Origin of the sequence: Microvirga sp. CF3016 (assembly GCF_036314085.1) — a bacterium.
Classification (GTDB): domain Bacteria; phylum Pseudomonadota; class Alphaproteobacteria; order Rhizobiales; family Beijerinckiaceae; genus Microvirga.
Genome location: NZ_JAYGGM010000002.1, coordinates 272,426 through 297,069, shown reverse-complemented (window position 1 = coordinate 297,069; position 24,644 = coordinate 272,426). Strand labels below are relative to the sequence as shown.

The window sequence follows — 24,644 nt, the reverse complement described above, 5'->3', positions numbered from 1 at the left end:
CCCGGCAAAGCCGGGGGCCTTTGTTGTCAGAGCACGAAGTCGGCGGCCGCGAAGGTGTGGGCGCCGAGGGTCTTGATCGTGAAGTCGGCATACCCGTCGCCATTGACGTCGCCGGCCACGTAAGTGTTGCCGCTCGACTGGTAGGCCTTCAGCTCGCCGGCGACCTTGTGGAAGCCCTGGGCGCCGATGAACGTGAACGCCTGGTTCCCGGACACGCGCGTGCTGGCGTCGATCCCCGACAGGCTGATCTTGTCGGTGCCGTGAACAAAGTCGCTGACGGTGTCGCCGTTGGCTTCTGATGCGGTGTCGAACACGAAGGTGTCGTTGCCGGAGCTGCCCCAGAGCACGTCCCGTCCGCCATTGCCGTTCAGCGTGTCGTTGCCGGACGTGCCGTACAGCGTGTTGCTGTAGCTGTTGCCGACGATGGATTGCCCGGTGGGCGTGGTCGGCGTCGTGGGAGTGGTCGGCGCCGTGGTGCCGACGTCATTCGCCTCGGCCCGCTCGGTGGCGTTCGGCGTGCCGAAATTCTGCGTCACGAACACGACCTTGTAGCCGTTGATCGTGCCTTCCTTCAGGCCGATCCCCATCTCCTCGAACGAGCCGTTGACGATGTTGGCGTAGTGGCCCGGCGAGTTCATCAGGTTGGTGTGCAGTTGCCTGACGGTCGCCTCCGTCATCCCGCCGCTCACATAGGCGATGTTCTCGCCCCAACCCTGCCATCCGTAGCCGGCCGACGTCATGCGGGCGCCGGCGCTGGAGCCGTTCACGCCGGTGTGGGAGAAGGTGTCGGTCTGATCCATCCATGCGCTGTGCGCGTCGGACGAATCCAGAAGTTCGCCGTCGAAGGTGAGCGGCTTCACACCGGCATTGGCGCGCGCCTCGTTGACGAGCTGCAAAAAGAGAGTCTCTAAATTGGTTGGTGTCGCCATTCTTGAAATGCCCCTTGGAAGAATGTCTTAGGCTAACATTCCGCCGCAACGGATTGGTCTTTTCGGACGCCGGAATGCACGTTGGCGCATGGCCCGGCAATGTGTTGACAATGTGATCGGCGGCGCAGCGCGTTTGGCGGCCGTTTAAGAGTTTGTTCACCATAAGAACGAGAAATGGGACATGCCGCATGCGATGAGGGGGATCCTGCGTTAGGTTGAGGAGTTCCCAGGACAAACCATTCATTTCGCACGACATCGCGTGGGCACGATCCATTATGTTGCGTTTCCTCATTCTCCTTACCCTCGTTGCGGTTTTCCTCCATCTGTACGGGCCGGTTCTGTTCGGCCGGGCGCCGCTATTGAGCAAGCTGAAACGCATTCCGATCCAGATCGGCGTCTTCGTCGTTCTGGCGCTCACGACCATCAACGGGTTCCGCGGCGATCCGCAGGCCGCCGAGCCGCAAGTCTCCCCGGCAACGCAGGTGCCCGAAGTCGAGACGACCGCCGCCATCACGCAGCCCGTCGCCGTGGAGCCCCTACAGCCGAAGGATGCGGCGGCGGCCTGCGTCGAGCAGGCTTTGAGCGAAGCCCGCGCCACGGAGGACCTCGTCGGCCAAACCTGGCTCTCGTCCGTCGAAGGCTTTCTCGAGACCGCGCCCGGTGAGGTGACGGTGCAATTCGCCGTCGGCCCGAGGGTAGGGCCGCCGAAGGGGCCTCAATGCCGGTCCGAGGCGCGCCTCACCTGCGCGGTCGCCGGCCGGGATGTCAGGCCCGTCACGCCCGTTCACATGACGGGCGCGCAGATCGCCTGCTGAGGCGATCGGTCTCCATCGTCTGCGGCGTTTCGGCCGGAGCCAGGCGAGAACGATCAAGCAGAGTTCAACACCGCACAGGTGCCAAGTCCATGGACATGGCTCACGCGTCGGTTATGTGAGACCCCATGGGCGGCATCCATGCCGCCGACCTCACACCATGGGAGACCTGATCGTGATCACGACGACTCGCCGCCAAGCCCTTCTCGCTGCCAGCACCCTCTTGGCTGGATTAGGCCTGAGCTTGGCACCAGCCGCTGCCCAGACCTTCCCGACTCGCCCGATTACCATGGTGGTGCCCTTTGCCGCCGGCGGCTCCACCGACGTGGTTGCCCGCATCATCGCCCAGAAGATGTCCGAAGGCCTGGGACAGCAGGTGATCATCGAGAACGTGGCAGGCGCCGGCGGCAGCACGGGCGCGGCCCGGGTCGCCAAGGCGGAGCCCGATGGCTACACGATCCTCATGGGCACGGTGGCCACGCACGCGCTGAACCCGCTCATGCTCAAGCGCAAGCCCTATGATGCCGTCACGGACTTCACGCCCGTCTCCCTCCTCGTCCTCGTGCCCAACGTGCTGGTGGTTCACCCCAGCCTGCCGGCCAAGACGGTGCCCGAACTGGTTGCCTTGCTGAAGGCCGACCCGTCCAAATACAACTATGCGTCCTCGGGCGTCGGAACGCCGCTGCATCTGTCGGGCGAGCTGTTCAAGAGCATGGCCAAGGTCTCGATGCAGCACATCGCCTATCGCGGCTCGGGCCCTGCCCTGAACGACGTGGTGGCCGGCCAGGTGCCGATCATGTTCGACAATCTGCCGTCGGCCTCCGAGTTCATCCGGGCGGGCACCCTGCGCGGCATCGCGGTGACCACCAAGGAGCGGGCGCCGTCCTTCCCGGACATGCCCACCATCGCCGAGGGCGGGCTTGCCGGCTACGAGACCTATACCTGGAACGCGCTCTTTGCTCCGCCCAGCACCCCGAAGGCGGTGGTGGATCGGCTGAACGCCGAGGCGATCAAGGCCGTGAAGGACCCGGCCGTCCAGGAGCGGCTCAAGACCTTCAGCGCCACGGTGGTCGGCTCTACTCCGGAAGCCCTGGGCGAGCACGTCAAGACCGAGGTCGCCAAGTGGACCCCGGTCGTGAAGGAAGCCGGCGTCCAGATCGATTGATTCGGCCTTTGCTTACGACGCTCCTCCCGGCGACAGGCCCGTCGTCGGGAGGGCGAACGCCGCCGCGGTAATGTTGGATGAAACGCGCGCCGCTTCAGTGAAGCGCGGACATCATGCGCCGGATGGTCGCCTGGAGGAGCTCCAGGGCGGAGTCCCTCTGGTCGTGGCCGACGAGCACGGCAAGGAAAGCATCGCCCCGGCCCATCATCGCCGTCTCGAGCACGGCATAATAGGCGAGATCCCGGGTCCGGCCGCTGGCCTGATCCTGGAGAGAGCTGATCGCTTCGATGATCCCGAAAGACTGGCCGTTGCCGATGAGGTCGCAGGCCTTCCTCAACACGCCGAGGACCGTGGTTTCCATGACAGTGCCCCTCTACAGCCGGTTCGCCCCGGCCTCATTCTGTTATGATGGCGGTCGCCCGGGCGAGCCTGAGCGCCGGCCATGAGAATATCATAACAATTTGACGACGGTCATCCTTATTGTCGCGTCGGGCAGGGCAGGCGAATGCAAGCGCCCCGGCCCATGAGGGGCCGAGGCGCCCAAAGCACCGATCCGACGTTTGATGGAGCGTCAGCGCGCCTTCACCGCATGGTCGGGGAAATCGCTGAAGAGGCCGTCGACGCCGAGTGCATAGAAGGCCTTGTACTCCGCCGCCGGCTCGCCCTTGAAGTCGGACGTCAGGCGCTTCGGCTCGCTGCGGAAGGTCCAGGTGAACACCTGTAGGCCAGCCGCATGGGCGTCCTTGACGACGTTCGAGGGCTCCACGAGCATGCGGTCGCGCTCGTCGGTCGCGCCGTCGTTGTTGAGATCGTCGGGCTTGCCATCGTTGTTCCGGTCGACCTGCCGGCTCGCCAAGATGTACGGCTTCCAGGGAGCGACGATGTCCGCATAGGTCTTCACCTCGGCCAGGCCCTCCTTGGTCAGCAGGTCCTTGTTGGTACGCTTGTCGCCGATCACCACGAAGTCGTAAGGCTGCGCATAGGGAGCCTCCATCACCATGTTGCCGTCCTTGTCGACGTCGGCGCCGTCGACGAGCTGCGCCAGGCGCACGTCGATCCGGCTGTTCAGGTACCTGAGATTGGCGGTCTCGAAGCTCTGGATCACCACAGGCGCGTCCTTGGACGTCCAGCCGGCTTTCGTGAGCACGGCGACGAGGCGGTCCTCGATGGGAAGACCGAGCGCCGCGTGGAAGGTGGGGTGCTTGGTCTCGGGCGCGATGCCGATGGTGCGTCCGCGGGCCGCCGATTCCTTCTTCACCAGGTCGATGACCTCGTCCAGGGTCGGGATCTGGAACTGGCCGTTCTTGGACTGATCGCGGTCCGCCATGGCCTGCTTGGCGCGCAGCTGCTTGATCTCGGCGAGGGTGAAGTCGCCGGCGAACCAGTCGGTCGTGTCGACGCCGTCGACCTTGCGGGTCGTCTTGCGGGATGCGAATTCGGGACGGTTGGCGACATCGGTCGTGCCGCTCAGCATCGGCTCATGACGGGCGATGAGCACACCGTCCTTGGTGACCACGAGATCAGGCTCGACGAAGTCGGCCCCCATCTCGATTCCGAGCTTGTAGGCCTCCAGGGTGTGTTCCGGAAGGTAGCCGCTGGCGCCGCGATGGGCGACGACGATCGTCGGCTGGCCGCTCAGCGTCTTCTCCTGCGCCATGGCCGGCCCGAGCAGGGCTGGCAGCGAGACGGCGAGGGTGCTCAAAAGTGCAATGTGCTTCATGGATCCTGTTCCTCCTGGACCGGTCACCTGCCATTGGCCCATGACATCCCGATGACGGAACGGCTCGATCCTGACGACAGGCTTGCAGAGGAGAGTCTTACACTATCGTGGAGGACGGAATAGGTGGATCCGACCGCCGTTCATCGGCCGCATTCGGAGCTGCTGGATCCCGAAGCCGCCACTGGCAATCCAGTGGCGGCTTCGTCTCATGACAGGCGTGAACGTCAGATGATCGTCACGTCATTGATGTTGGTGATGCCCTGGACCACCACGATGTCGGCGTCAGCGCCGACAAGGGTCAGCTGAAGGTTGCCGCCGACGACCGCGTTGCTGGCCACGTCTGCGTCGATCACATCGAACTCGGCTTCGCTGTAGCCGATGATGAGATCGGTCTCCGTCACGCCGTTCGCGGTCGCGCCACCGAAGACGAATGTATCGCCGCCGAGACCGCCGGTCAGGGTGTCGTTTCCGGCGCCACCATCCAGAGTGTCGTTGTCGGCATCGCCGAGAAGGGAATCGTTGCCCGCGCCACCGGTCAGCGTGTCATTCCCAGCACCGCCGCTGATCTCCACCGCAACGGCGGCGTTTGTCTGAGCCGCGGCGCTGATAGAGTCGTTGCCCCCGAGACCATCGACATCGACGCGCTCGACATTGGTGGCATCGACCGTGATGCTGCCGAGATCGCGGAAGAACTGGAACCCGCCACCGGCCAAGGTCGTGACCGTCATGACCTCGGCGCCGTCCGACCCGTTGAAGATCAGCGTGTCGGTCCCGGCGCCCCCGTCGAACGTGTCGTCACCGTCGCCGGGATCCCACCGGAAGCTGTCGTTCCCGAGGCCGCCGGACGCGGTGTCGTCGCCCCCGTTGCCGAGCATCGTGTCGTTGCCGTCGCCGCCGTCGAGACTGTCGTTGCCATCGCCGCCGTCGAGATTGTCGTTGCCGCCGCCGCCGCCAAGACTGTCGTTGCCGGCACCACCGATCAGGCTGTCGTCGCCGGCGCCGCCGCTGATGTCCAGCACGACGGCGGCGTTGGTCTGACCGGAACCGTCGATGGTGTCGTTGCCGCCGAGGCCGTCGACCTCGACGCGCTCCACATTGGTCGTGTTGACCGTGATGTCGCCCACATCGCGGAAGAACAGGAAGCCGCCACCCGCCAGGGTGGTGATCGTCATCCGCTCGTTGCCGTCGGAGCCGTTGAAGACCAACGTATCCGTGCCGCCGCCGCCGTCGAAGGTGTCGTCACCGTCGCCGGGATTCCAGGTGAAGCTGTCGTTGCCTTCTCCGCCGGATGCGACGTCGTCGCCGGTTCCGCCGCGCAGGTCGTCGTTGCCGTCGCCGCCATCGAGGGTGTCGTTGCCGGCACCGCCCAGCAGGGTATCATTGTCGCTGCCGCCGAACAGGCGGTCGTTGCCGTTGCCGCCGTCGAGAGAATCGTTCCCTCTGCGACCGAGGAGGCGATCGTGACCGTTGTTGCCGAACAGCCGGTCATTGCCGTTGCCGCCATCGAGCGTGTCCTGGCCGCTGCCGCCGAGCAGCCAGTCGCGGCCGTCATTGCCGAACAGGCGATCGTTGCCGCTGCCGCCCTCCAGGGTGTCGTTGCCGCTGCGGCCAAGCAGGCGGTCGTGGCCGTTGTTGCCGAACAAACGATCGTTGCCGCTGCCGCCGTCGATGGTGTCATTGCCGCCCAGGCCGGACAGGCGGTCGTTGCCGCCTCTGCCGAAAATTCGGTCCGTGCCATTCGTGCCAATCAGAGTCTCGCGACGTCCCGTGCCAATAATGCGTGCCATTCGATCCTCCCGGTCATGGGAACTTTGCTTATGCGGAACTCAGACGCTCACTACACCTTTTGCAGTACACCTTTTTCAGTATGCGATCCTGTAGAGACGGGCATTCATTCCTTTCGATAAGTACATATTGAACGGAGCGATCTCTGAGCGATCATTCTCTGTTAAGGAATTCCTGGCCTCTACTAAGGAGCGCACTTCTCTTCATAACTCTTTTGGTCATGACGAAGCGTATTTATCTCGACATTACATGCGGGTACGCATCGAGATTGCGCAAAGACATATCGCGAGAATAAGTCCATTTAGCGTCAAAGGCCGAGCGCCCTTCGCGGACGCCATCCCGGCGCTGCGTCCGGTCGGCATCCCGGCCAGGGCTCACGGGATTGACAGCGGAGCGGTCCGAGCCGCACAGGGTGATGGCGCACCGGGAGGAAAGGTTTTGGTCAAGCGGATTGGTTCACAAGCCTGGCGGGTCCAGGTCTCGGACGATGGCGCCATCGTGGCGCTGGGGATTCGCGCCGATACGGGCAGGGAATACGAGGTCCTTCTCGGCACGGTGGATTCCACGCCCATCGTGACGGACCTGCTCAACGAGATGGTGCGCACCCATCGGGACAAGCCGCCTCGGACCTTTGCCGCGGACGCGGGGCCGAACCACGCCAAGAGCGTGCCGGTGCAGCCCCTGAGCACGCGGATCGAGCAGGGCGGCGACAAGCCCGTCCTGGTGCTGGATTTCGGCGGAACGGTTCTCAAAGTGGCGATCGATCCCGCCCAGCTCCGGCAGGCCCTGTCCGCGCCCGCGACCTAAGGCTGAACGGCGGCCGCCCGGGCGAGCGTCCGGAGGCGGAACGAAGCGCCACAGGCGCATGGCCGATGACGCTCCGATCCGGTGAGGCCTATCCCAGGGGGAAGAGGCTGTCGACATCGACGGCGGTGTTGACCGCCGTCTGATTGATCAGGTTGGTGGAGATCTGGAAGTTGAAGTCCGGCCCGCCGGATCCGGAATCGACGAGAGCATCGGGATCGTTGATGCCCGCTGCCTGAGCCGAACTCGCGTCGCCGTCCAGCGCCGTGTTGACGGCCGTCTGGTTGACGACGTTCGTGTCGAGCTGGACGTTGACCTCCGGTCCGCCGGAATACCAGTCCCAGCTGCCCCCAGTATCGAAGATCAAATCGGAATCGTTGATGCTGGCCGCTTGGCCGGACGTCGCGTCGGCGCCGACCCCGGTATTGGCGGCTGTCTGGTTGATGTCGTTAATCGAAATCTGAAAATTTGGCATGAGTGACCTCATCACGTCGGCGTTGCACTTTGTACCGCCCGAGACATCCTCTCAGTTGGCGATCGTCCAAGCTTGAACGACTTCTATCGCGATGGCTGTGAACCGCGTCACAGCCGTCGATCGTTCCGGTGAACTGGCGATGGCGGCAGGCGGCTCAGGGTCTCTGAGTGCTCGAGCCCAGCAAAAAGCCCTCCCAGAGGGCTGGGAGGGCTGGAGCGGAGCGCCGTCGGCTGGTGCTTGCGGCGCTCCGGGAAACGGCGGTCCTTAGAACACCGGGTAGTAGTCGTGGCCCATGTCGACGAGCGTGTCGCCGTCGCTGATGGTGGCCACCTGGGCCGAGGTGGCGCTGCCGCCGACGGCGTTGTTGACCGCATGCTGGTCGATGGTGTTGTAGGACAGCTGCTCATTGTAGCCGCCGCCGAACCAGCCGCCGCCGGCATCGAGGAGCTGGTCGGGGTCGGCGATGCCAGCCACCTGGGCCGACGTCGCGTTGCCGAAGAAAGCGTTGTTGAAGGCGTCCTGGTCGATGGTGTTGTCGGACAGCTGGAAGTTTTCCATGGTAGTTTCCTCTTCGGTTAAGCGTTGCTCTCAGTACCGCCTGAGATCTTCTCTCCGTTGGCGATGATTGGAATTTGCCTTACTTCCGAGGATCGGGCTGTGAACTGCTTCACACCTGCGATTTTTCTGAAAATTTTTCGATCAAGGGCCGGAGCAGGGGGCTGGCGCGGCGTCTTGCGCTGCAGAAGGCCGCACGGCGACGGCGGTGGAATGCGGCCTGATTGCAGGAACCAGCACCTCCCGTCTGAGTTCAGACCCTAGAGCATCGCGCGGACCCGAAGGGCCGCTCCGCGAAAAGTGGACCCGGTCTTCGCTGACGCGGCCCTTTGGGTCCGCGCTGAGCGATGCTCTCATTTATGGAGGAAGCATCGTGCGGGCCCTCTGGCCCCGCGAAAAGCGATGCCCATTTACTATGCCGGCGCATCGATCGGCGCGGACCCGAGGGCCGTGCCGGTGTCAGGCCAGGAGAGCACGATGGGAACTCGCAGTTGGACGGCACTGGCACTGGTTGCGCTTGCCGTCGTGGTGATTTTCTTCGCCCTGCGCGAAACGCATTCCGACCCGCAGAGCGCGCCGGGACGGGCTGCGAGCCAGGAGACGATCAAGCCGGTCCCGTCCAATCCGGATCTCGTCACGCCGCGCCATCCTGCCAATCCAGCTCCGACGCAGCCCTGACTTGACCTCAAGGCCGCGGCATTGAGGCTCACGCTCGCGATGGATTCCAATGGCCGAGGCGCCGGCTGAGCCAGTCCTGGGCGTCCTCCAGATCGGCGAAGGTCGGCCGCTCGATCCCGTCCACCGGGCCGAAGCCGGCCTCCAGATACCATTGCCCGTGAGCCACTTCGTTCTGCTCGGAGGGATGGGTCAGCACCGCCAGGACTCGATGCGCCTTGTCGAACACCAGCACGACCTCTTCGTCCCAGCCGTTCGCAACGCACACGGGTTGAAGGGCAAGGCTCATCGAGGTGCTTCCCTCTGAAGGTGCAGGTACGTGGGATCGAAGTCTCCCACTTCCCTCAACCTCTCCCAATCAAGAATGTTGAGCTGCTCGTCCTTCAGCTCGATGAGCCCCTCGCTGCGGAGCGCCTGCAGGACCCGGTTGATGTGCACGGTCGAGACGCCGAGGGCATCGCCGAATTCGGCCTGGGTGATCGGGAGCTCGCAGGCATGGTCCTCGGCCAAGCCGACGGCGCGCAGGCGCATCAGCATCTCGCACAGCACATGGGCCATGCGGTGATAGGCCTCGCGCCGACCGACATTCACCGTCCATTCCCGGAAGATCGCCGCGTCGACCAGGGTCTCGCGCCAGAACGCCGCGGCAAAGCGGTAATGTCTCCGGCAGAGGTCGTGCAGGATCTCGTGCTGGATGAACCCGACCCGGCAGGGGGTGAGGGTACTGATGCTGGTGTCCAGCACCTTCAGGTGCAGGCTCTGCAGGTCGGGGATGTCCCCCGGGACCGTGAAGGATACGATCTGGCGCCGGCCGTCTCCCGTGACCTTGTAGGCGCAGGCGAGGCCGCTCAGGATGAGGCAGCACCGGGAGGGCCGGTCGCCTTCGCGTACGATGTCCTGATCCTCCTTGAGCGCCGCCACCTGCATGGGTAGGCTCAGGAGCGCCTCGCGCTCCTCTTCGGTAAGCGTGAAGATGCTCTCCAGCTTGCTGATGAGCGGAGAGTATTCGTGAGGGGAAGAAGCGCGCATGACGGTGCTCCTCCTGTTTCAGGCGGGAGCACACGTCTCTCAGTCGTCAGCGCCCAAGATCGATTGCCGACAATGGGGAGAACTATGGCACGAATGTTAACTCTTGTCTTTAAGCCATGTTGGTTTCTTGAAGAACATGGCTGTCCAGCTCGACCTTCCCCGTTCATCATTTTTTCGCGTGAGGAGCGCCCTGAACGGTCACGTTCCCGATCTCGATGCTTTAGCCGATCTGCTCGAGGATGATGGCGCGGATTTCTTCGCGCGTGAGACTGCTTTGATGGGGCTGCCACGCCGTACCGGACTTGTGTGGTTGCTTCGAGGTCGAGGGCTGGAAGGATGCCTTGACCGGCTTCGTATGGGCGATCGTCTTCATAATGTCCTTGGGAGGGCTTCGGCGTCGGGCCGAGCCGATAGGGTTGATTGTCGATGGAGTCGCATGCGGTGCAAAGCGACGGATCCGCCGCGTCGTTCGACGCAGCGACCAAACTTCAAAGATGCGGAAAGCAGGCTCGGCGCTCGATCATGAGCTTCAGAGAGCAGGCCGAACATGTCGGTTGGATGATCGCAATATGGATCATGTTTCGCATAAAGGCAAGATGTAAAAGATAAAAAGAACAGAAAAAGAAAGAAAATCGCCTTGTAAAGACTCTATCGCCCGGTGTTTGACTTTCTGCCGGGCTGCATTTTCCCGTTGATCGGGCAGATTACTGTGTCATCCTGCCTTGTATTTGCCGCAAGGGTCGCCTAGATAGCCCTTATCGACATTTGGCCGGACAATCGGGCCGTTACGCCTTGGTCTTCCAGGCGCACGTTCAGACCCTCTTCCCAAACATCGACGAACCCGAGCGAGAGGTCGTGCTTTGCCCCCTTTTTGCTCACGTGCACTTCAAGCCTTACCAAGGATACTCCCATGATCACGGGCACCGTTAAGTTCTACAACGATCAAAAAGGCTTCGGCTTCATCCAGCCGGACGACGGCAGCAAGGACGTGTTCGTCCACGCCACCGCGCTCGAGCGCGCCGGCATCCGCGGCCTGCGCGAGGGCCAGAAGGTCTCCTTCGACACCGCAGAGGACCGCCGCTCCGGCAAGGTCGCCGTCAACAACATTCAGGGTTGATGATGGTTCGGCACTTCACACGAGTGCAGCCTATGGAGCCGCTCCCGAGGGGAGCGGCTTTCTTTTTTCCCACGCCATCCTCGGATGGCTGACGCGGCGAGGAAGTGATGAACACGTTTCGAAGGGCTCAAGCCAAATCGGTGATGTTCGTGGTGGATTACAACGATGCGCGCCGGGCCTATCTCTGGATCGACAATCCCGAAAAGGCCTCCGATCCGCGCGTCGTCGAAACGCTCGCACGCGCGCAGCAGGAGCAGGGCACCCTCCCGGGAGGCACCATCACCAGCATCAGGCGTGTCCGATAATCGGCACGCGGTGGTTTCCGCAACGTTCTTATGATCAGCAGGTGACATGAAAACCAAAGATTTCGGCGAGCGCCTCAAGACGGCCCAGAGTGCGAAGCAGGCCATGGTGGCCAAGTTCCGTCAGCGGCCGGGGCCGGACGATCCGGCGGTGGCCGAGCGTCAGGCCACCCGCGCCGCCGTCGCCGTCGCGCGGGACGCCCGCAAGGCCGAACGGGAAGCCGAGCGCCTGGCCGAGAACGAGCGCGCGGCCGCCGAGCGTGCGGCGCACGCGGCCGAAAAGGCGGAGCAGGAGAAACGCGCGGCTGCGGAACAGGAAGCCGACCACGCCAAGCGGGAGGCGGAAAGCAAGGCCGCGCGCGACGCTCGCTACGCGGCCCGCAAGGCACGTCAATCGTAGCGCCGCCGGCGTGCTTACCGGCCTGAACCGATGCGGCAACAACAGGAGACTGACAGATGATCCACAAATTCAAGATGCGGCAGATGGTGCAGCTGAAGCAGCCTGGTTTCACCGACACGCGGACGAACTCCAGCAATGTCTATGAGGTCGTGCGGCTCATGCCGGCCGATCAGACGGGAGAGTTTTCGTATCGGATCAAGTCGGGCCCCACCGAGCGGGCGGTTCGGGAAGGCGAGATCCGCAGCGTCTAGCCGCCGGGCTTCGGCACAACGGCTCGAGACCTCCACCCAAACGAATGACGCCGCGGGCACGACGTCCGGCCGGCGTCGAGAAAGGACATCCTTTGCAGGTTTTCGTCAGAGACAATAACGTCGATCAGGCCCTTCGGGCGCTCAAGCGAAAGATGCAGCGGGAAGGGATCTTCCGCGAGATGAAGGCGCGGAAATCCTACGAGAAGCCCTCCGAGCGGAAGGTCCGCGAGAAGGACGAAGCGATCCGTCGCGCGCGCAAGCTTGCGCGCAAGCAGGCGATCCGTGAAGGCCTGATCGCGGCGCCCAAGCGCCCCGCGCGCCCGGGGCGCGGACCAGCCGGCCTTGCCCGTCCTGCCGCACCGGCTCCGAAGCCCGCCCCGTAAACGCATCCGCGATCCCGCTGCGCCCGGACGCTCACCCCTCCGGGCGCCGGTCCGCGCCCCGGATCACGTTCCCGCGCCCGATCAGATCCGGCAGCGGGTTTTCTCGAGCGACGGCTTGCGGCTACACTCCTGGAACTGGCGCGACGCGTGCCAGCTCTTCCTTTGTCGGCTCCGCGCCGTCGATGGATAGCGTCCGGCGACACATAGTCCGCCGGACGCGATGACGCATCAGCCGCGCCGCGCCGCCTCGATCGCCGCGACGTCGATCTTCCCCATGTCCATCATCGCGTCGAAGGCGCGTTTGGCCTCGGCGCCGCCGGCCGCCATGGCCTCCGTCAGGACCCGCGGGGTGATCTGCCAGGAGATGCCCCACCGGTCCTTGCACCAGCCGCACGCGCTCTCCTGGCCGCCGTTGCCCACGATGGCGTTCCAGTAGCGGTCGGTCTCCTCCTGATTCTCGGTGGCGATCTGGAACGAGAAGGCCTCGTTGTGCTTGAACATGGGGCCGCCGTTGAGGCCGATGCAGCGGACGCCCGCAACGGTGAAGTCCACCGTCAGCACGTCGCCCTCCTTGCCCGACGGGAAGTCGCTGGGGGCACGGTGCACGGCATGCACCGCGCTGTCGGGAAAGGTCTCGGCATAGAAGCGGGCGGCCTCCTCGGCGTCCTTGTCGTACCAGAGGCAGATCGTGTTCTTCGCCATGGCGTGTTCCCTCGTGCTATGAGGCCGATTCTCCGGCCTCGTCCTCCGCTCCCGCGAGCTTAAGCCAGCGAGCCGCCTTTCTCCACCCCTGACGGATCCGCCCCGCTGCTTCCGGCTTGCCGGAACACGCCCTGCACCACGTTCCCGCGCCCGATCAGCTCCGGCGGCGGGTTCTCCCAATCGACCGCCTGCGGCGCCCGTCCGTGCTAATAGACCATCCAGCGGCCCTCAGGGTCCTGGTACATCCATCAGGTCGGCCTTTCGACGCTTCGCAGGAGAAGTCAAAGAAGTCTCGGGTTTCTGTCAGAGACTTAGACAACAGGAGCCTGAACCGTACAAACGACGCCTGTCGGGGCAAATGCAATGTCCACTTGGCCATCGAGGTCATTGGCCAGACTCCGCTCGATCAGGCGCGATCCGAAGCCTCGCCGGCGTGGCGAGACGACAGGCGGGCCACCGGCCTCCGTCCAGCGCAGGTTCAGCACGGGCGGTGCAGCGCCGTTCTGTACTGTCCATGACACATGGATCGTCCCGGTCTTATTCGACAAGGCGCCATACTTCACCGCATTGGTTGCCAGTTCATGCAGCGCCATCGCCAGCGCGAGCGACATGCGGGGCGTCACGCGCACATGCGGGCCGGCGATGTAGAACCGGTTTTCGCCTGAGATCTGGTAAGGCTCAAGAGCCTTCTCGACGACTTCCACCAGATCCGCTCCATCCCAACTCTCACGGGTGAGCACGTCGTGCGCTCGGGAGAGGGCAAGAAGCCGTCTCTCCAGCGCATCACGCGCATCATCCTTCGTGTCCGACGTGCGCAAGGTCTGGGCCGAGATGGATTGCACGGTCGCGAGGGTGTTCTTCACCCGGTGGTTCAATTCGTCGATGAGCAGGCGTTGATGCTCGGCGGCGCGCTTTTCCTTGTCGAGACCAGCCCTTAAGCGTTCCTCGCCCCGATGCAGGTCCTCGAGTCGCGCTCGCGCCTCGTATTGCCGCCGCCGCCCGCGCAAGGCGGACCGGGCGACGCTCACCAGCGTTCCTGGATGGAACGGGCGCTCCAGAAAGACGACGTTGCCGAGAACTTCGGACAAACGTGCCAGAGCTGGATTACGCTCGATGCCGCCGCCGCGGAGAGTGAGGAGCACGAAGGCAAAATCCGACCAAGGGGGCTGATCCGACAGCCAGCGGGAAAGGTCCTTCAGGTCTGTTGTCCGAAACGCTTCGTCGGTGACGAGCGCAAAGCCGGCGCCCCGCGCGATCTCGCGCACGAGCGCCGGCATGTCGGGACAGATTTCTGCCGTAATGCCGACGCTTTGCAGAATGTTCGCAGCGACAGCGGCATCACGTCCATGAGGCGCCAGGATGAGCGCGCGCTCCGAAAGCGAGTGGAGACAGTCTTTCATGCTCAGCGGTCTTTGAGCAGCCGGGCGCGGTCGCCATCGGCGAAGACCGGCGTGCCGCGCAGGATGCCCTGGAAGCCCTCCAAGGGTTCGCCTAGAGCAATGCCCTTGTCGGTGATCCGCATCTCGCGGATGGTGTTCTCGTGCGAACCGAACCGCTTCTTGATGATCGAAATCGCCCGCCTGACCTGACCGAATGCCTCGAAGTAGCGCAGCAGGATCACGGTATCGGCGAGGTACGTGACATCGACCGGGGACTTCATGTCGCCAACAAGTCCATGCTGCGCGACCGTCAGGAACGTCGAAACGCCCTGCCGGTTCAGGTATTGCAGCAGCTCGTGGATGTGCAGGGTCAGGAACTGCTCCTCCGGCATGGCAGCCTGATAGCCGTTGAGACCGTCGATGACGACCGTCCTTACGCCATGGCGATGGATCTTGGTCCGGACTCGGTCGGTGAATTCCCCAGGCGAGAGCTCGGCCGCGTCGACCTGCTCGATAAACAGGTTGCCGGAGGCACACAGCGCCTCCAGGTCGATGCCAATCAGCCTGGCCCGATCAATCAGGAGGCCGAGCTCCTCGTCGAAGATGAACAGTGCCGCCTTTTCACCGCGCTCTGCCGCCGAGATGGCGAACTGCACCGTCAGAAGGGACTTCCCCGTACCGGCTGGTCCCATCACCAACGTGCTCGAGCCCTGCTCGACGCCCCCACCGAGGAGCGCGTCGAGTTCCGAAATCCCGCTTGTGAGCACATCGCGCGCGAAGCCCGTCTTGTGCTCGCCGGAGACGAGGCGCGGAAACACTTGAACGCCTCCGCTGGCGATGATGTAGTCGTGGAACCCGCCCCGGAAGGACTGGCCCCGGTACTTGATCACCCGCAAGCGGCGGCGCTCGGCGCCGTAATTGGGCGTCAGTCCCTCCAGGCGGATCACCCCGTGGGCGAGGCTGTGCACGGTCTTGTCGTTGGTGTCCGTGGTCAGGTCGTCGAGCAGGAGAACCGTCGCGCCCTGACGCGCGAAGTAGTGCTTCATCGCCAGGATCTGGCGGCGGTAGCGCAGGGAGCTTTGTGCCAGAAGCCGGATCTCCGACAGGCTGTCGATCACAATACGGAGCGGCTTGGTCCGGTCGATTGTATCGAACACCGCCTTGGTGGTCTCGCCAAGTTCGAGATCGGACGAGTAGAGCAGGCTCTGCTGGTGCTCGTCGTCGAGCAGACTCTCCGGCGGCACGAGTTCATACACGTGAATGCCATTGCCGAGGGTCCAACCATGGGATGCCGCACCATCCCGCAGCTCTGCCTCGGTCTCGGACATCGTGATGTAGAGACCCGTCTCTCCGGATTGGGCCCCGTCGAGCAGGAACTGAAGGGCAATGGTGGTCTTGCCCGTGCCGGGGCTGCCCTCCAGAAGATAGACATGGCCGGGTGCCAAGCCTCCGACGAGAATGTCGTCGAGGCCCACAACCCCAGTCCGCGCTTTCAGCGTGGCCTGCGGCTTAGCGATCATGATGAAGTCCGATCTCGGCCTGAAGAGCGGCCGGAAGCGTGTGGGTCGGGATCAGTCCGAGCAGCCCTGAGAGCGCCTGCTCCGCGTACCAAAGGTCGTGCTGCTGCTGCCGATTGAGCCAGAACCGAGGCGTCGTGCCCGAAAGGCGAGCAAGGCGGGTAGCCATCTCCGGACTGATTGCAGCCTTGCCGGCAAGGACGCGGTGGAGGGTCTGGCGAGCGATTCGAAGCTCACGGGCGGCCTGACTGACGGACAGACCAAGGCCAGGCAGGATCCGATCCCGCAAGATCCATCCAGGGTGGAGCGGAGCCACCGGAAGAGGCTCTTGAGAACGGGGCATGATCCTGCCTCTGTGAAACCGATTGTCACGTTATGGGTGACAGGTCGCGAAAGACAAGGCCTGTCGCCGGCCCTAGGGCGACAAGTCCGTTGCAGCCCGCGATCCGGGTGAAGCGTCGTGGTTCTAAAACCTGCCTTCAGAGCCGAAGGACGGCTTCGGCGACAGAACTATCTCCAATCGATCACGTGTGCGTCCGGAACGGGTCAGCCTATGAAATTCGTTCACTGGCAAGAACGTCCGATATTCCTATCCGAAGCGGAAGTTCGCCCCCCGTCCGGAACGGGCCAGCAGCAGACCTGCGCTCAATCGATTTGATATGAATTGAGCATTCGCCGCCCGTTGATATCTGTATGGAACAGTCAGCAACTCCGGCATTAGAGATTTATGGATCGTACAGGAGCGCCATAGGATTTGACTCCGCGGACAATCACGGCTTGTCTTGATCGGTCCTTCTGGAGATCAACACTTGCTCGTTCCCTTCTACCAGGTCGATGCCTTTGCAAACCGGCGCTTTGGCGGCAACCCGGCTGCCGTCATGCTGCTCGAGCGCTTCGTCGACGATGCCTTGCTCCAGGCGATCGCGGCCGAGAACAATCTGGCTGAGACGGCCTTCCTCGTGCCCGACGGCGAGGACTACCGACTGCGCTGGTTCACGCCGACAGTTGAAGTCCCCTTATGCGGGCACGCGACGCTCGCCAGCGCTGCGGTCGTGATGGAGCGTCTAACACCGAACCGTAAACACGTGGTGTTCCATTCGGCCAGTGGTCCGTTGAGTGTGGAGCGCACTGCAATCGGCTACGTCATGAACTTTCCGGCCCGTGTGTCGGAGCCTGTCGAGCCGCCGCCCCTCCTGGCTGAGGCGCTGGGACACGTCCCTGAGGAAGTGGTGGCCGATCAATTCAATTATCTCGCCCTGCTGGAGACAGCAGATCAGGTACGCCGCCTGACACCGGACATTGCGGCGGTCGCTCAACTAGATCGCAGCGGTCTGATCGTCACGGCTCCAGGTGATGGCGGCTATGACTTTGTCAGCCGCTATTTCGCACCAGCCAAGGGCATCCCTGAAGACCCCGTGACCGGCGGTGCCCACTGTGCGCTCGCGCCGTACTGGGCCAAGCGGCTGAAGAAGACGGCATTCCGCGCGTTTCAAGCATCGCGGCGGGGTGGCGAAATCCTTTGCCGTCTGGTCGGCGAGCGCGTCGAGCTAGAGGGAAGCTGTGTGTTCTATCTCGAAGGGCGGGCCGAGATGGGAGATTGAACATTGGAAGGACTGCTTAGAGTCAAACTGATTAGTAGCGGATGTCGGTTCGAAGGTCCGCTCATCCCAGCACTGCGGAAGTACGGCTAAGGTCAGCCTCGTGCCAAAAACCGTCTCTTGTGGTCGTTTACTCACCACTACGGCTAGGGTTGTGCAGGTGACACAGGGTCTTTCACGGACTTCCGTCGATAGAACGCAATGAGGCGCCTCACTTCAAGGAAGCCACCTCTCAGCAAACTGTCAAGATTAATGTAGCGGGTCCAAGCAAATTGCCTGCGCCATCTATATGCCTCGCAAATAATGTTTACCCCGTTTGGAATGATGCCAACTCTCACAGATCTATGAACTTGGCACCATATTGCGTGTATATTTTTGTTTACTTTGGATGGAATAGAAAGTTTGCAAAGACTTCATTCTCAAGAGCGCCCCATACTTTGCTTGTTCATTTGAATATCAACTTTTCGTAGGAAAAACAGCTCAAAGGACTTTCCTCGTCAATACAGGTCATTGCATTGCAGCGAGATTCCCATGTTGCACCATTCTTCAATTCGAGCCTGCGTTATGGGAAATATAGACCTTGTGCGCCCACTCGGTTTAGCCGGCATTCGTTGCGCAGTAGCTGCCCCCCGGGGCCATCCGGTTCTCCACTCGCGGTTCGTTTGCAAGGCCTCCTCATGGGAGGAGGACGAAACCAATGCTGACGCACGAATTGAGGCTCTGCTGCGCTTCGGAGCGGCGCAGCGGGAGCCAGTGGTACTTTTCTACGAAGGGGATTCTCAACTGCTGCTCGTCTCCCGCCACCGGAAAGCACTTTCGCAGGATTTCCGCTTTGTCATTGCGGACTCCGCAACTGTCGAGGATCTGACCGATAAGGCGCGGTTTCAAGCACTTGCCTTGCGTCTGGACCTCCCGGTCCCAACCGCTCTCCTCATCAAGGCGTCGACGAGCAGCCCCTCCGATATTGACTTACGATTCCCGGTCGTCATCAAGCCTGCGCAGCACCGGGGGGCTTGGGCAGCTATCGAAGGAGCAGGCAAGGCGCTCGTCGTCAACACTGCGGAAGACCTAAAGAAGCTCTGGCCTCGACTGGCTGCGGCTGATCTGGACCTTATGGTGCAGGAAGCCATTCCCGGTCCGGAAAGCTGCATCGAGAGCTACCACGTATATGCCGACCAGAAGTGTGCAACGGTCGCTGAGTTCACTGGACGCAAGATCCGCACATTTCCTTTGTCCTGCGGCCACAGTACGGCTCTCGAAACAACGGATTGTGCTGACGTAAGGGCGCTGGGACAAAAGATCGTGCAAAAGCTCGGTCTTCGCGGCGTCGCAAAATTCGATTTCAAACGAGGGCCGAACGGTAAACTCCATCTCTTGGAGATCAACCCGCGTTTCAGTCTTTGGCATCACCTCGGGGCTATAGCGGGAGTAAACATCCCTGCCTTAGTGTATGCTGATCTGGCGGGTCTGCCGCGACCACAGGGAAGAACGGCTCGCGCTGGCGTGCGCTGGTGTAAACCTTGGGAGGACGTACGCGCCGCGCGAGCTTGCGGCGTACCCACCTTCGCCTGGCTGCTATGGACCCTGCGCTGCGAAGCCAAATCAGCTATCGCATGGGACGACCCCCTGCCACTGCTGCGAGGGGCTTTATCCAGACTCCCCTATCGGAAGGCTCATTGAAGGAGACACATTCCGCAACACGTAGGGCTTGTCCATGAGAACTGCCATCATCTCCGATATCCATTCCAATTTAGAGGCTCTCGAAGCAACCTTGCAGGATATTGCCGCGCATAACGTCGGATGTGTTTTATGTCTTGGGGATATAGTAGGATATAATGCGAATCCTATAGAATGCATTCAGCTGCTGCGGAAGCGCAATGTTCTGTGTGTGGCGGGTAATCACGACCGCGCCGTTGCAGGGCAGATCACCACAGAAGGCTTTGGCTACACTGCCGCAAGAGCCGTTGCTTGGACACGCCGCCACCTTGATGCTGATGCTCTCGCATACCTGTTTGCGCTGCCGACGGACCTTACCATTTCGAAGGCGCTTGTCGCCGTCCATGGGGCGCTTCACCCCATAACAGGACGAGAATCGGTCCGGCTTGACACTGATGAGCGGCGGCGCTTGAGCCTCAACGCCCTATCCGCTCATCCATCAGGAGCACGCATCTGTGCCTTTGGACACACACATCGACTTGGAATATACGAGCTTCGGGGCGGCGTCATACGTGAACTGACAGGAGATCGGGTTTTTCTTCGGGAAGACGGTTGGTATCTTGTGAATCCCGGAACGATCGGGCAGCCGCGCACCTCAGATCGAAGAGCCACTTATATGATCTTCGACTCAGCAAAAAGCGAGCTCACGACGCATCGGATCGTCTATGACACGAGGACCCCTTTCAGGAAGTCCCGAAAGGTGGGTTTGGTCCCTATCTGGGCAGCGTTCCCTCGACCTGTCGTCAATGCGATGATGCGGCTCCCAACGCCTGTTCGGACAAGCCTCAGACGAGGATTGGAATTTCTCAAGCTGGGAACGTCATGTTAACTGAGTATAGCTGGCAAGACGCCCGAGGCGGGTGGCTTCTGCTGCGCCGCATTAACGGCGTGCTTACCCGCCTGCACGATAGTGCCTGTCACCCCAAGGCAAAGGAGAAGCCATGAGTGACGTCGTTGGAATTCCGGGCAATCGGATCCGCTCGTTCGTGGAGCGCATCGAGCAGATCGAGAACGAGATCAAGGAGCTGAACGAGGCCAAGAAGGAGGTCTTCTCCGAGGCCAAGGGCGAGGGCTTCGACGTGAAGATCCTCAAGGAGATCATCAAGCTGCGCAAGCAGGATCAGGACGAGCGCGACGAGCACGACAGCCTGCTCGACGTCTACATGCGGGCCATGGACGAAGCCGGTCCCGCGCCTGTCGCCGAGGCGGCCTGATACCGCCCGAGAACATCCGACAATCGCGAAGGCCGCCTGCAACGAGGCGGCCTTTTTTATCGTCCAGCGCGGGGCGGAGCCGTCTGCCCTGTCATGCCATCGTCAGGCCGGCTCGGTGCCGGCCGCCTACGATTTCCTGCGCGAGGAGGCCCGCCCGTTGCCCGTCCGGCCGGTGCTGCCGCCGTTCTCGCCCGGCGCGCCGCTGAGCGCGCTCGTCAGGACGTCGCCTGCGGCCCCGATGGCGGCTGCGGCCACCTCCAGGGGAGCAGCCACGATCTCGGCCCCGAGGCTCCCGGCGGCCGACACGGCGTTCCGGCCTTCCTGCGCTCCGCCGCCTTTTCCCTGCTGGCCGCCCTGCGGCGCCTCGAGCACGTTGGCGACGGCCCGGAGGGCCTCCGCCATCACGGCCCGGGCCTGCGGGGAGGTCAGGGTCGTCTCGAGGGTCGAGAGCCACGCCATCGGGTTCAGCAGGCCGCCCTGCTGGCGCGATGCGGAGCGCGCCCGCGTCGTGGACCGCGATCCCGCGGAGGAACGGGCCTTCGCGGGAACGGCCTGCGACTTCGTCGCGGCGCGCGCGCTGGCCTTGGGCTGCGCACGCTTTCGTGCGGCCGTTCCTGTCTTGGACGCAGACCGGGAGGCGGATGTCTTCGACGCCTTCCGGCTCCTGCCGGGTTGTGACGTCCCGTCCTTCTTGTTCGTCGCCATCGTCAATTCCTCTTCTGGTGAATCCGAAAGCCGGCCGCGCCTCCGCACAGCCGTCCTCACCCATGACAATGACACCGTGTCCATTCAGTTCGCTCGTACGGACGATCGACGATGGGAATTCCTGTCGCGAAGGCGCGCGGGCCGGTCTGCCCACGGCCGCGCAAGCGCCGCCTCGGGTCAGGGAAGACCGCCGCGGAATGCCGCGCAACGATCCGTCAGCCGTCCCGTGGCGGAGCCTCAATCCCCCCGCCGGCCTCACGCGTCCGGCCGCCGGAACACGCCCTGGATCACGCTCCCGCGCCCGATCAGCTCCGGCGGCGGGTTCTCCCAATCGACCGCCTGCGGCGTGCGCCCGTGCCAATAGACCATCCAGCGTCCTTCAGGGTCCTGGTACACCCCATAGACCAGGTGGCCGCGCTCGCCGCGCGAGAAGCTGATGATTTCGCGCACGCCGCGCAGCACGAGCCACGTGAGGCCGAGGACGGTCGCCGGGACGGCGACGAGCCAGAGCGCCTGGATCGACTCGGACCAGGTGTGAAACTTCGAGAGCCAATCGGCGAAAGGGGAATAAGGCTGGTCCACGCGGCAACTCCCTCGGGTGAAGCGACCACCAGCACCGCTGGTGGTCGGGGAGTTCATAAGCCGCACAAGGACGACCGCGCTGCCCTTTAGGCTTTCACCCTGGACATGCGACAGCACCTCCCCGACCGTAAGGTTGGGAAGGCATCGTTGACGGCCGATACCGGCCGCCATGGGAGGGGTTATGAAGCCCCAGAGCCGGGGACAGTCGGCTCCGGTGACGACATAACACGGTTACAGGCGGGGGCGTCAATTGGATGGGCTGAATGCGAGTGACGGAGTTTGAGTTCTAAGCGGACACTCAGGCTTGTTCCGGCATGTGCCAGTAAGGGCGGTTCCGGTTCGTCAACCTCGCAAGAGCTCTTTATGGAACTGCTCTCGTCAGGGTACGCAGGATGAAGTCTACGCGTCCTTCTGACCCCAGTCCTTGTAGAGGATCTCGAGTCCATCGTTGGTCGTAACGTCGCTCATCGCCTTGCTCCTTCTCGCTGTGGGCGGAGCCCGCGAGGCCAGCCGGATCGCCGGCGCATCGCGGGCCACCCGAGGCCTAGTCCGCGCTACCGCAGCGCCGCGATCACCACTTCGGCCAGAGCCGCCGAGGATTGCGGGTTCTGACCAGTAAACAAGTTGCCGTCCTTGACGACATGCGTGCTCCAGTTCGGTCCCTGCTCGAAGTGGGCCCCCAGCTCGCGCAGCGTCTCAGCCAGCAGCCAGGGGGCGTTCTCGGCCGTTCCGAACTCAATCTCCTCCTCGTCGCTGAGCGAGGTCATCTTGCGTCCGGCGAAAGGCCAGCGGCCGTTCTCGTCGCGTACCGCGAGCAGCGCCGCCGGACCGTGGCAGACCGCGGCGATGACCTTCGACTCGCGGTCGGCCTCGAGCAGCACCCGGCCCATGTCGGGATCCTTGTAGAGGTCCTCAACCGGCCCATGCCCGCCGGGGACGACGATCGCGTCGTAGTGGCCGGCATCGATCTCGGCGAGCACCAGCGGGTTTTCGATCCGCTGCGCGTTTTGCGCGAGATAGGCGCGCATGCGCTCCGCCACCGCCTCGCCCACCGTCCGCGGATCGAGGCTGCGCTTGTCCATCGTCGGCACGATGCCGCCAGGGCTGGCAAGATCGACCCGGAACCCCGCGCGGATGAAGGCCTCGTCGAGGTCGACGAATTCCTGGGCCCAGACGCCGGATTCGTAGGCTGAGCCGTCGGCACGGGTCCAAGTGTCCGCGGCGGAAAGAACGATCAGGACATTTTTCATCGGTATTCTCCTGCTGGTTGCCGAATGACGACAGGTGGATGGGGCGAGCAGTCAGATGTTCTGGCCACCCGACACTTCGATCCGCTGCGCGGTGACCCAGCGGTTATCGCGGCCGAGCAGGCTCGCGATGGCCGGGCCGATGTCGTCGGGTACGCCGACGCGGCCGAGCGCGATCATGTTGGCGAAGGCCTCGTTGTATTCGGGCGTGTCGCGCACCGCCCCGCCGAGGAAGTCGGTCTCGATCGCACCCGGGGCAATGGCGTTTGCGGTGATGCCGCGGCTGCCGAGTTCTTTGGCCATGTAGAGCGTGAGTATCTCGATCGCCCCTTTCGCGGCCGAATAGGCCGAGAAGCCCGGATAAGAGACGCGGGTCAGGCCCGACGAGAAGTTCACGATCCGCCCGCCGTCGGCGAGTAGCGGGAGCAGCGCCTGGGTGAGGAAGAAAACGCCTTTCACGTGCACGTCGAAGAGGCGGTCGAACTGTGCCTCCGTGGTTTCGGCGAAGCTCGCCATCTCGCCGTGACCGGCGTTGTTCACCAAGTGGTCGAAGTTCTCGCGGTCCCACGACTGGAGTATCGCGCGAACACGCTCGACGAACGCCGGCAGCGCGGCGATGTCGCTGACATCGAGCTGCAACGCGGTGGCCCTGCGGCCGAGCGCTTCGATTTCCGCGACCACTGCCTGCGCCTGCTCGGCACCGCTGCGGTAGGTGAAGATCACGTCGCCGCCGCGACGCGCTATGCTTATGGCGGTGTTGCGGCCGAGGCCGCGGCTGCCGCCCGTAATGATCGAAGTGGTGATCATCGGTAGCTCCTTTCGTGGTGCTTGGGGTGTCGGCGACCCGCCGACGGGGTTTGGGGCCAGGCCTCAGGGCTCGTCGCCGAGGGCGGCTTGCGGAGTTGTGGTGCGCTGCATCGGGCGCTCGCTCGCGTGGGGGTGAAGTCGGACCATGGCGCGGCTGCACGCGCCCTCGCGAAAGAGTGCCCCGAGCGCTGCGAGCATGACCGCGAGCGCGGCGCCGCCGGCGACGATCATGACCAGGCTGACCGCACCGGAAGGCACGGACAGAGCCTGGACGAGGAAGGCGCCTACCAGCCCGCAGACCGTTGTCGTCGCGAACAGGGCGACTCCCGCGTTCAGCAGGCCGAGCGCGCGGAGCTGCATGTGGATGCGCCGTTCGGCGAGCGACAGGGCGCGTTCCGGATCGATGTAAAGCAGCGACAGCCTGTCGTCGTCCGCCGCGACCGACGCGCGAAACTCGCGCCATTGCGTGATCGCGAGATTGTAGCGCGTGGTCGCGCCGTTTTGGAGAATCGCGCAGGCGTTCGTCAGTATCGCCGGCCCGGTGATGAAGCTCAGCGCCGAAAAGGGGTCGTACGGCATGACCCTGCTCCTTCTGCACACGCGCGCTCACGGACCCGAAATTGCGGGCTGACCAGCGGACGTTCTCGATTGTTCGTGATGCTTGGCTGGCATACCCGCCGGCCAGTGCTCTTTAGCTGAGCTCTAAAATGGCTCATTCACAGTCGCGGCGGAAAGACTTTGTAGCTTTTTCGGCCATACCTGCTAGGTATGGCTG

31 protein-coding genes are annotated in these 24,644 nt (G+C 63.3%); 13 read left to right on the top strand and 18 right to left on the bottom strand.

The window, feature by feature from the left end:
* Positions 1-26: 26 nt before the first annotated feature.
* Positions 27-929, bottom strand: a complete 903-nt coding sequence (locus tag VB672_RS03760) for a CAP domain-containing protein (RefSeq protein ID WP_329782830.1) — start codon at positions 927-929, stop codon at positions 27-29.
* 275 nt (positions 930-1,204) lie between these two features.
* Here VB672_RS03760 and VB672_RS03755 point away from each other — a divergent pair, with 275 nt between their 5' ends.
* Together VB672_RS03755 and VB672_RS03750 are read left to right on the top strand one after the other, a co-directional pair.
* A complete protein-coding gene (locus VB672_RS03755; protein WP_329782829.1) occupies positions 1,205-1,744 on the top strand; it encodes a hypothetical protein in 540 nt (179 codons plus the stop codon).
* Positions 1,745-1,910: 166 nt separating this feature from the next.
* Positions 1,911-2,906, top strand: coding sequence for a Bug family tripartite tricarboxylate transporter substrate binding protein (locus VB672_RS03750; protein WP_329782978.1), 996 nt, complete (start codon positions 1,911-1,913; stop codon positions 2,904-2,906).
* A gap of 94 nt (positions 2,907-3,000) precedes the next feature.
* Here the strand turns inward: VB672_RS03750 and VB672_RS03745 are convergent, their stop codons facing one another.
* The 3 genes from VB672_RS03745 to VB672_RS03735 all read right to left on the bottom strand — a co-directional run bounded on the left by VB672_RS03745 (position 3,001) and on the right by VB672_RS03735 (position 6,413).
* A complete protein-coding gene (locus VB672_RS03745; protein WP_329782828.1) occupies positions 3,001-3,267 on the bottom strand; it encodes a hypothetical protein in 267 nt (88 codons plus the stop codon).
* A gap of 210 nt (positions 3,268-3,477) precedes the next feature.
* A complete protein-coding gene (locus tag VB672_RS03740) occupies positions 3,478-4,626 on the bottom strand; it encodes a glycerophosphodiester phosphodiesterase (RefSeq protein ID WP_329782827.1) in 1,149 nt (382 codons plus the stop codon).
* Between the two features lie 224 nt (positions 4,627-4,850).
* On the bottom strand, positions 4,851-6,413 hold the full coding sequence (locus VB672_RS03735; protein ID WP_329782826.1) for a calcium-binding protein: 1,563 nt from the start codon (positions 6,411-6,413) through the stop codon (positions 4,851-4,853).
* A 436-nt stretch (positions 6,414-6,849) separates the two neighbouring features.
* Here VB672_RS03735 and VB672_RS03730 point away from each other — a divergent pair, with 436 nt between their 5' ends.
* Positions 6,850-7,218, top strand: a complete 369-nt coding sequence (locus tag VB672_RS03730; protein ID WP_329782825.1) for a hypothetical protein — start codon at positions 6,850-6,852, stop codon at positions 7,216-7,218.
* Between the two features lie 88 nt (positions 7,219-7,306).
* On the opposite strand, the gene VB672_RS03725 is transcribed toward VB672_RS03730, so the two are convergent.
* Both VB672_RS03725 and VB672_RS03720 read right to left on the bottom strand, forming a co-directional pair.
* Complete coding sequence (locus VB672_RS03725) at positions 7,307-7,690, bottom strand: hypothetical protein (protein ID WP_329782824.1); 384 nt, start codon at positions 7,688-7,690, stop codon at positions 7,307-7,309.
* 264 nt (positions 7,691-7,954) lie between these two features.
* Positions 7,955-8,248 (bottom strand): hypothetical protein, encoded by a 294-nt coding sequence (locus VB672_RS03720; protein ID WP_329782823.1) that lies wholly within the window; start codon positions 8,246-8,248, stop codon positions 7,955-7,957.
* Between the two features lie 474 nt (positions 8,249-8,722).
* Between VB672_RS03720 and VB672_RS03715 the strand changes: the two genes are divergently transcribed.
* Complete coding sequence (locus VB672_RS03715; RefSeq protein ID WP_329782822.1) at positions 8,723-8,923, top strand: hypothetical protein; 201 nt, start codon at positions 8,723-8,725, stop codon at positions 8,921-8,923.
* A 28-nt stretch (positions 8,924-8,951) separates the two neighbouring features.
* Here VB672_RS03715 and VB672_RS03710 read toward each other — a convergent pair whose 3' ends face one another.
* The 3 genes from VB672_RS03710 to VB672_RS03700 all read right to left on the bottom strand — a co-directional run bounded on the left by VB672_RS03710 (position 8,952) and on the right by VB672_RS03700 (position 10,322).
* Entirely contained in the window at positions 8,952-9,209 is a 258-nt protein-coding gene (locus VB672_RS03710) for a hypothetical protein (RefSeq protein ID WP_329782821.1), read from the bottom strand.
* Positions 9,206-9,949, bottom strand: coding sequence for a Crp/Fnr family transcriptional regulator (locus tag VB672_RS03705; protein WP_329782820.1), 744 nt, complete (start codon positions 9,947-9,949; stop codon positions 9,206-9,208). Before VB672_RS03705 ends, VB672_RS03710 begins: the two co-directional genes overlap by 4 nt.
* A 220-nt stretch (positions 9,950-10,169) precedes the next feature.
* Entirely contained in the window at positions 10,170-10,322 is a 153-nt protein-coding gene (locus VB672_RS03700; RefSeq protein WP_329782819.1) for a hypothetical protein, read from the bottom strand.
* Between the two features lie 537 nt (positions 10,323-10,859).
* Here VB672_RS03700 and VB672_RS03695 point away from each other — a divergent pair.
* From VB672_RS03695 to rpsU, 5 genes are all read left to right on the top strand, one after another.
* Positions 10,860-11,066 carry a cold-shock protein gene (locus tag VB672_RS03695; protein ID WP_329782818.1) on the top strand — a complete coding sequence of 69 codons (207 nt, stop codon included), beginning with the start codon at positions 10,860-10,862 and terminating at the stop codon, positions 11,064-11,066.
* A 107-nt stretch (positions 11,067-11,173) separates the two neighbouring features.
* Positions 11,174-11,371 (top strand): hypothetical protein, encoded by a 198-nt coding sequence (locus tag VB672_RS03690; RefSeq protein ID WP_329782817.1) that lies wholly within the window; start codon positions 11,174-11,176, stop codon positions 11,369-11,371.
* A 46-nt stretch (positions 11,372-11,417) separates the two neighbouring features.
* A complete protein-coding gene (locus VB672_RS03685; RefSeq protein ID WP_329782816.1) occupies positions 11,418-11,768 on the top strand; it encodes a DUF6481 family protein in 351 nt (116 codons plus the stop codon).
* A gap of 56 nt (positions 11,769-11,824) precedes the next feature.
* Positions 11,825-12,019, top strand: coding sequence for a hypothetical protein (locus VB672_RS03680; RefSeq protein WP_329782815.1), 195 nt, complete (start codon positions 11,825-11,827; stop codon positions 12,017-12,019).
* Positions 12,020-12,111: 92 nt separating this feature from the next.
* Positions 12,112-12,402: a 30S ribosomal protein S21 gene (gene rpsU / locus VB672_RS03675; RefSeq protein ID WP_329782814.1), complete on the top strand. Its 291-nt coding sequence runs from the start codon at positions 12,112-12,114 to the stop codon at positions 12,400-12,402.
* A gap of 228 nt (positions 12,403-12,630) precedes the next feature.
* On the opposite strand, the gene VB672_RS03670 is transcribed toward rpsU, so the two are convergent.
* From VB672_RS03670 to VB672_RS03655, 4 genes are all read right to left on the bottom strand, one after another.
* Positions 12,631-13,104, bottom strand: a complete 474-nt coding sequence (locus VB672_RS03670) for a VOC family protein (protein ID WP_329782813.1) — start codon at positions 13,102-13,104, stop codon at positions 12,631-12,633.
* A 311-nt stretch (positions 13,105-13,415) separates the two neighbouring features.
* Positions 13,416-14,504 (bottom strand): sensor histidine kinase, encoded by a 1,089-nt coding sequence (locus VB672_RS03665; protein WP_329782812.1) that lies wholly within the window; start codon positions 14,502-14,504, stop codon positions 13,416-13,418.
* A 2-nt stretch (positions 14,505-14,506) separates the two neighbouring features.
* Positions 14,507-16,003: an ATPase domain-containing protein gene (locus VB672_RS03660; protein WP_329782811.1), complete on the bottom strand. Its 1,497-nt coding sequence runs from the start codon at positions 16,001-16,003 to the stop codon at positions 14,507-14,509.
* A complete protein-coding gene (locus VB672_RS03655) occupies positions 15,993-16,343 on the bottom strand; it encodes a HigA family addiction module antitoxin (RefSeq protein ID WP_329782810.1) in 351 nt (116 codons plus the stop codon). The genes VB672_RS03660 and VB672_RS03655 overlap by 11 nt, the downstream gene beginning before the upstream one ends.
* A gap of 466 nt (positions 16,344-16,809) precedes the next feature.
* Here VB672_RS03655 and VB672_RS03650 point away from each other — a divergent pair, with 466 nt between their 5' ends.
* The 4 genes from VB672_RS03650 to VB672_RS03640 all read left to right on the top strand — a co-directional run bounded on the left by VB672_RS03650 (position 16,810) and on the right by VB672_RS03640 (position 20,528).
* Positions 16,810-17,601 (top strand): PhzF family phenazine biosynthesis protein, encoded by a 792-nt coding sequence (locus VB672_RS03650; RefSeq protein WP_329782809.1) that lies wholly within the window; start codon positions 16,810-16,812, stop codon positions 17,599-17,601.
* A gap of 750 nt (positions 17,602-18,351) precedes the next feature.
* Positions 18,352-19,278, top strand: coding sequence for a carboxylate--amine ligase (locus tag VB672_RS03645; protein ID WP_329782808.1), 927 nt, complete (start codon positions 18,352-18,354; stop codon positions 19,276-19,278).
* A gap of 34 nt (positions 19,279-19,312) precedes the next feature.
* Complete coding sequence (locus VB672_RS22595; protein WP_442931900.1) at positions 19,313-20,143, top strand: metallophosphoesterase family protein; 831 nt, start codon at positions 19,313-19,315, stop codon at positions 20,141-20,143.
* A 112-nt stretch (positions 20,144-20,255) separates the two neighbouring features.
* Positions 20,256-20,528, top strand: a complete 273-nt coding sequence (locus VB672_RS03640; RefSeq protein WP_203441360.1) for a DUF2312 domain-containing protein — start codon at positions 20,256-20,258, stop codon at positions 20,526-20,528.
* Positions 20,529-20,654: 126 nt separating this feature from the next.
* Here the strand turns inward: VB672_RS03640 and VB672_RS03635 are convergent, their stop codons facing one another.
* From VB672_RS03635 to VB672_RS03615, 5 genes are all read right to left on the bottom strand, one after another.
* Entirely contained in the window at positions 20,655-21,233 is a 579-nt protein-coding gene (locus VB672_RS03635; RefSeq protein WP_329782807.1) for a hypothetical protein, read from the bottom strand.
* Positions 21,234-21,488: 255 nt separating this feature from the next.
* On the bottom strand, positions 21,489-21,815 hold the full coding sequence (locus tag VB672_RS03630) for a hypothetical protein (RefSeq protein WP_329782806.1): 327 nt from the start codon (positions 21,813-21,815) through the stop codon (positions 21,489-21,491).
* 554 nt (positions 21,816-22,369) lie between these two features.
* The gene (locus tag VB672_RS03625) at positions 22,370-23,065 is read right to left on the bottom strand and encodes a type 1 glutamine amidotransferase domain-containing protein (RefSeq protein ID WP_329782805.1); all 696 of its coding nucleotides are present in this window, start codon (positions 23,063-23,065) and stop codon (positions 22,370-22,372) included.
* Between the two features lie 51 nt (positions 23,066-23,116).
* The gene (locus VB672_RS03620; protein WP_329782804.1) at positions 23,117-23,869 is read right to left on the bottom strand and encodes an SDR family NAD(P)-dependent oxidoreductase; all 753 of its coding nucleotides are present in this window, start codon (positions 23,867-23,869) and stop codon (positions 23,117-23,119) included.
* A 63-nt stretch (positions 23,870-23,932) separates the two neighbouring features.
* Positions 23,933-24,448, bottom strand: coding sequence for a hypothetical protein (locus VB672_RS03615; RefSeq protein WP_329782803.1), 516 nt, complete (start codon positions 24,446-24,448; stop codon positions 23,933-23,935).
* Positions 24,449-24,644: the final 196 nt, after the last annotated feature.

Coding starts and splice junctions, on each gene's coding strand:
- VB672_RS03760 (WP_329782830.1), bottom strand. CDS start 929: ATGGCGACACCAACCAATTTAGAGACTCTCTTTTTGCAGCTCGTCAAC.
- VB672_RS03755 (WP_329782829.1), top strand. CDS start 1,205: ATGTTGCGTTTCCTCATTCTCCTTACCCTCGTTGCGGTTTTCCTCCAT.
- VB672_RS03745 (WP_329782828.1), bottom strand. CDS start 3,267: ATGGAAACCACGGTCCTCGGCGTGTTGAGGAAGGCCTGCGACCTCATC.
- VB672_RS03740 (WP_329782827.1), bottom strand. CDS start 4,626: ATGAAGCACATTGCACTTTTGAGCACCCTCGCCGTCTCGCTGCCAGCC.
- VB672_RS03735 (WP_329782826.1), bottom strand. CDS start 6,413: ATGGCACGCATTATTGGCACGGGACGTCGCGAGACTCTGATTGGCACG.
- VB672_RS03725 (WP_329782824.1), bottom strand. CDS start 7,690: ATGCCAAATTTTCAGATTTCGATTAACGACATCAACCAGACAGCCGCC.
- VB672_RS03720 (WP_329782823.1), bottom strand. CDS start 8,248: ATGGAAAACTTCCAGCTGTCCGACAACACCATCGACCAGGACGCCTTC.
- VB672_RS03715 (WP_329782822.1), top strand. CDS start 8,723: ATGGGAACTCGCAGTTGGACGGCACTGGCACTGGTTGCGCTTGCCGTC.
- VB672_RS03710 (WP_329782821.1), bottom strand. CDS start 9,209: ATGAGCCTTGCCCTTCAACCCGTGTGCGTTGCGAACGGCTGGGACGAA.
- VB672_RS03705 (WP_329782820.1), bottom strand. CDS start 9,949: ATGCGCGCTTCTTCCCCTCACGAATACTCTCCGCTCATCAGCAAGCTG.
- VB672_RS03700 (WP_329782819.1), bottom strand. CDS start 10,322: ATGAAGACGATCGCCCATACGAAGCCGGTCAAGGCATCCTTCCAGCCC.
- VB672_RS03695 (WP_329782818.1), top strand. CDS start 10,860: ATGATCACGGGCACCGTTAAGTTCTACAACGATCAAAAAGGCTTCGGC.
- VB672_RS03690 (WP_329782817.1), top strand. CDS start 11,174: ATGAACACGTTTCGAAGGGCTCAAGCCAAATCGGTGATGTTCGTGGTG.
- VB672_RS03685 (WP_329782816.1), top strand. CDS start 11,418: ATGAAAACCAAAGATTTCGGCGAGCGCCTCAAGACGGCCCAGAGTGCG.
- VB672_RS03680 (WP_329782815.1), top strand. CDS start 11,825: ATGATCCACAAATTCAAGATGCGGCAGATGGTGCAGCTGAAGCAGCCT.
- VB672_RS03670 (WP_329782813.1), bottom strand. CDS start 13,104: ATGGCGAAGAACACGATCTGCCTCTGGTACGACAAGGACGCCGAGGAG.
- VB672_RS03665 (WP_329782812.1), bottom strand. CDS start 14,504: ATGAAAGACTGTCTCCACTCGCTTTCGGAGCGCGCGCTCATCCTGGCG.
- VB672_RS03660 (WP_329782811.1), bottom strand. CDS start 16,003: ATGATCGCTAAGCCGCAGGCCACGCTGAAAGCGCGGACTGGGGTTGTG.
- VB672_RS03655 (WP_329782810.1), bottom strand. CDS start 16,343: ATGCCCCGTTCTCAAGAGCCTCTTCCGGTGGCTCCGCTCCACCCTGGA.
- VB672_RS22595 (WP_442931900.1), top strand. CDS start 19,313: ATGAGAACTGCCATCATCTCCGATATCCATTCCAATTTAGAGGCTCTC.
- VB672_RS03640 (WP_203441360.1), top strand. CDS start 20,256: ATGAGTGACGTCGTTGGAATTCCGGGCAATCGGATCCGCTCGTTCGTG.
- VB672_RS03635 (WP_329782807.1), bottom strand. CDS start 21,233: ATGGCGACGAACAAGAAGGACGGGACGTCACAACCCGGCAGGAGCCGG.
- VB672_RS03625 (WP_329782805.1), bottom strand. CDS start 23,065: ATGAAAAATGTCCTGATCGTTCTTTCCGCCGCGGACACTTGGACCCGT.
- VB672_RS03620 (WP_329782804.1), bottom strand. CDS start 23,869: ATGATCACCACTTCGATCATTACGGGCGGCAGCCGCGGCCTCGGCCGC.
- VB672_RS03615 (WP_329782803.1), bottom strand. CDS start 24,448: ATGCCGTACGACCCCTTTTCGGCGCTGAGCTTCATCACCGGGCCGGCG.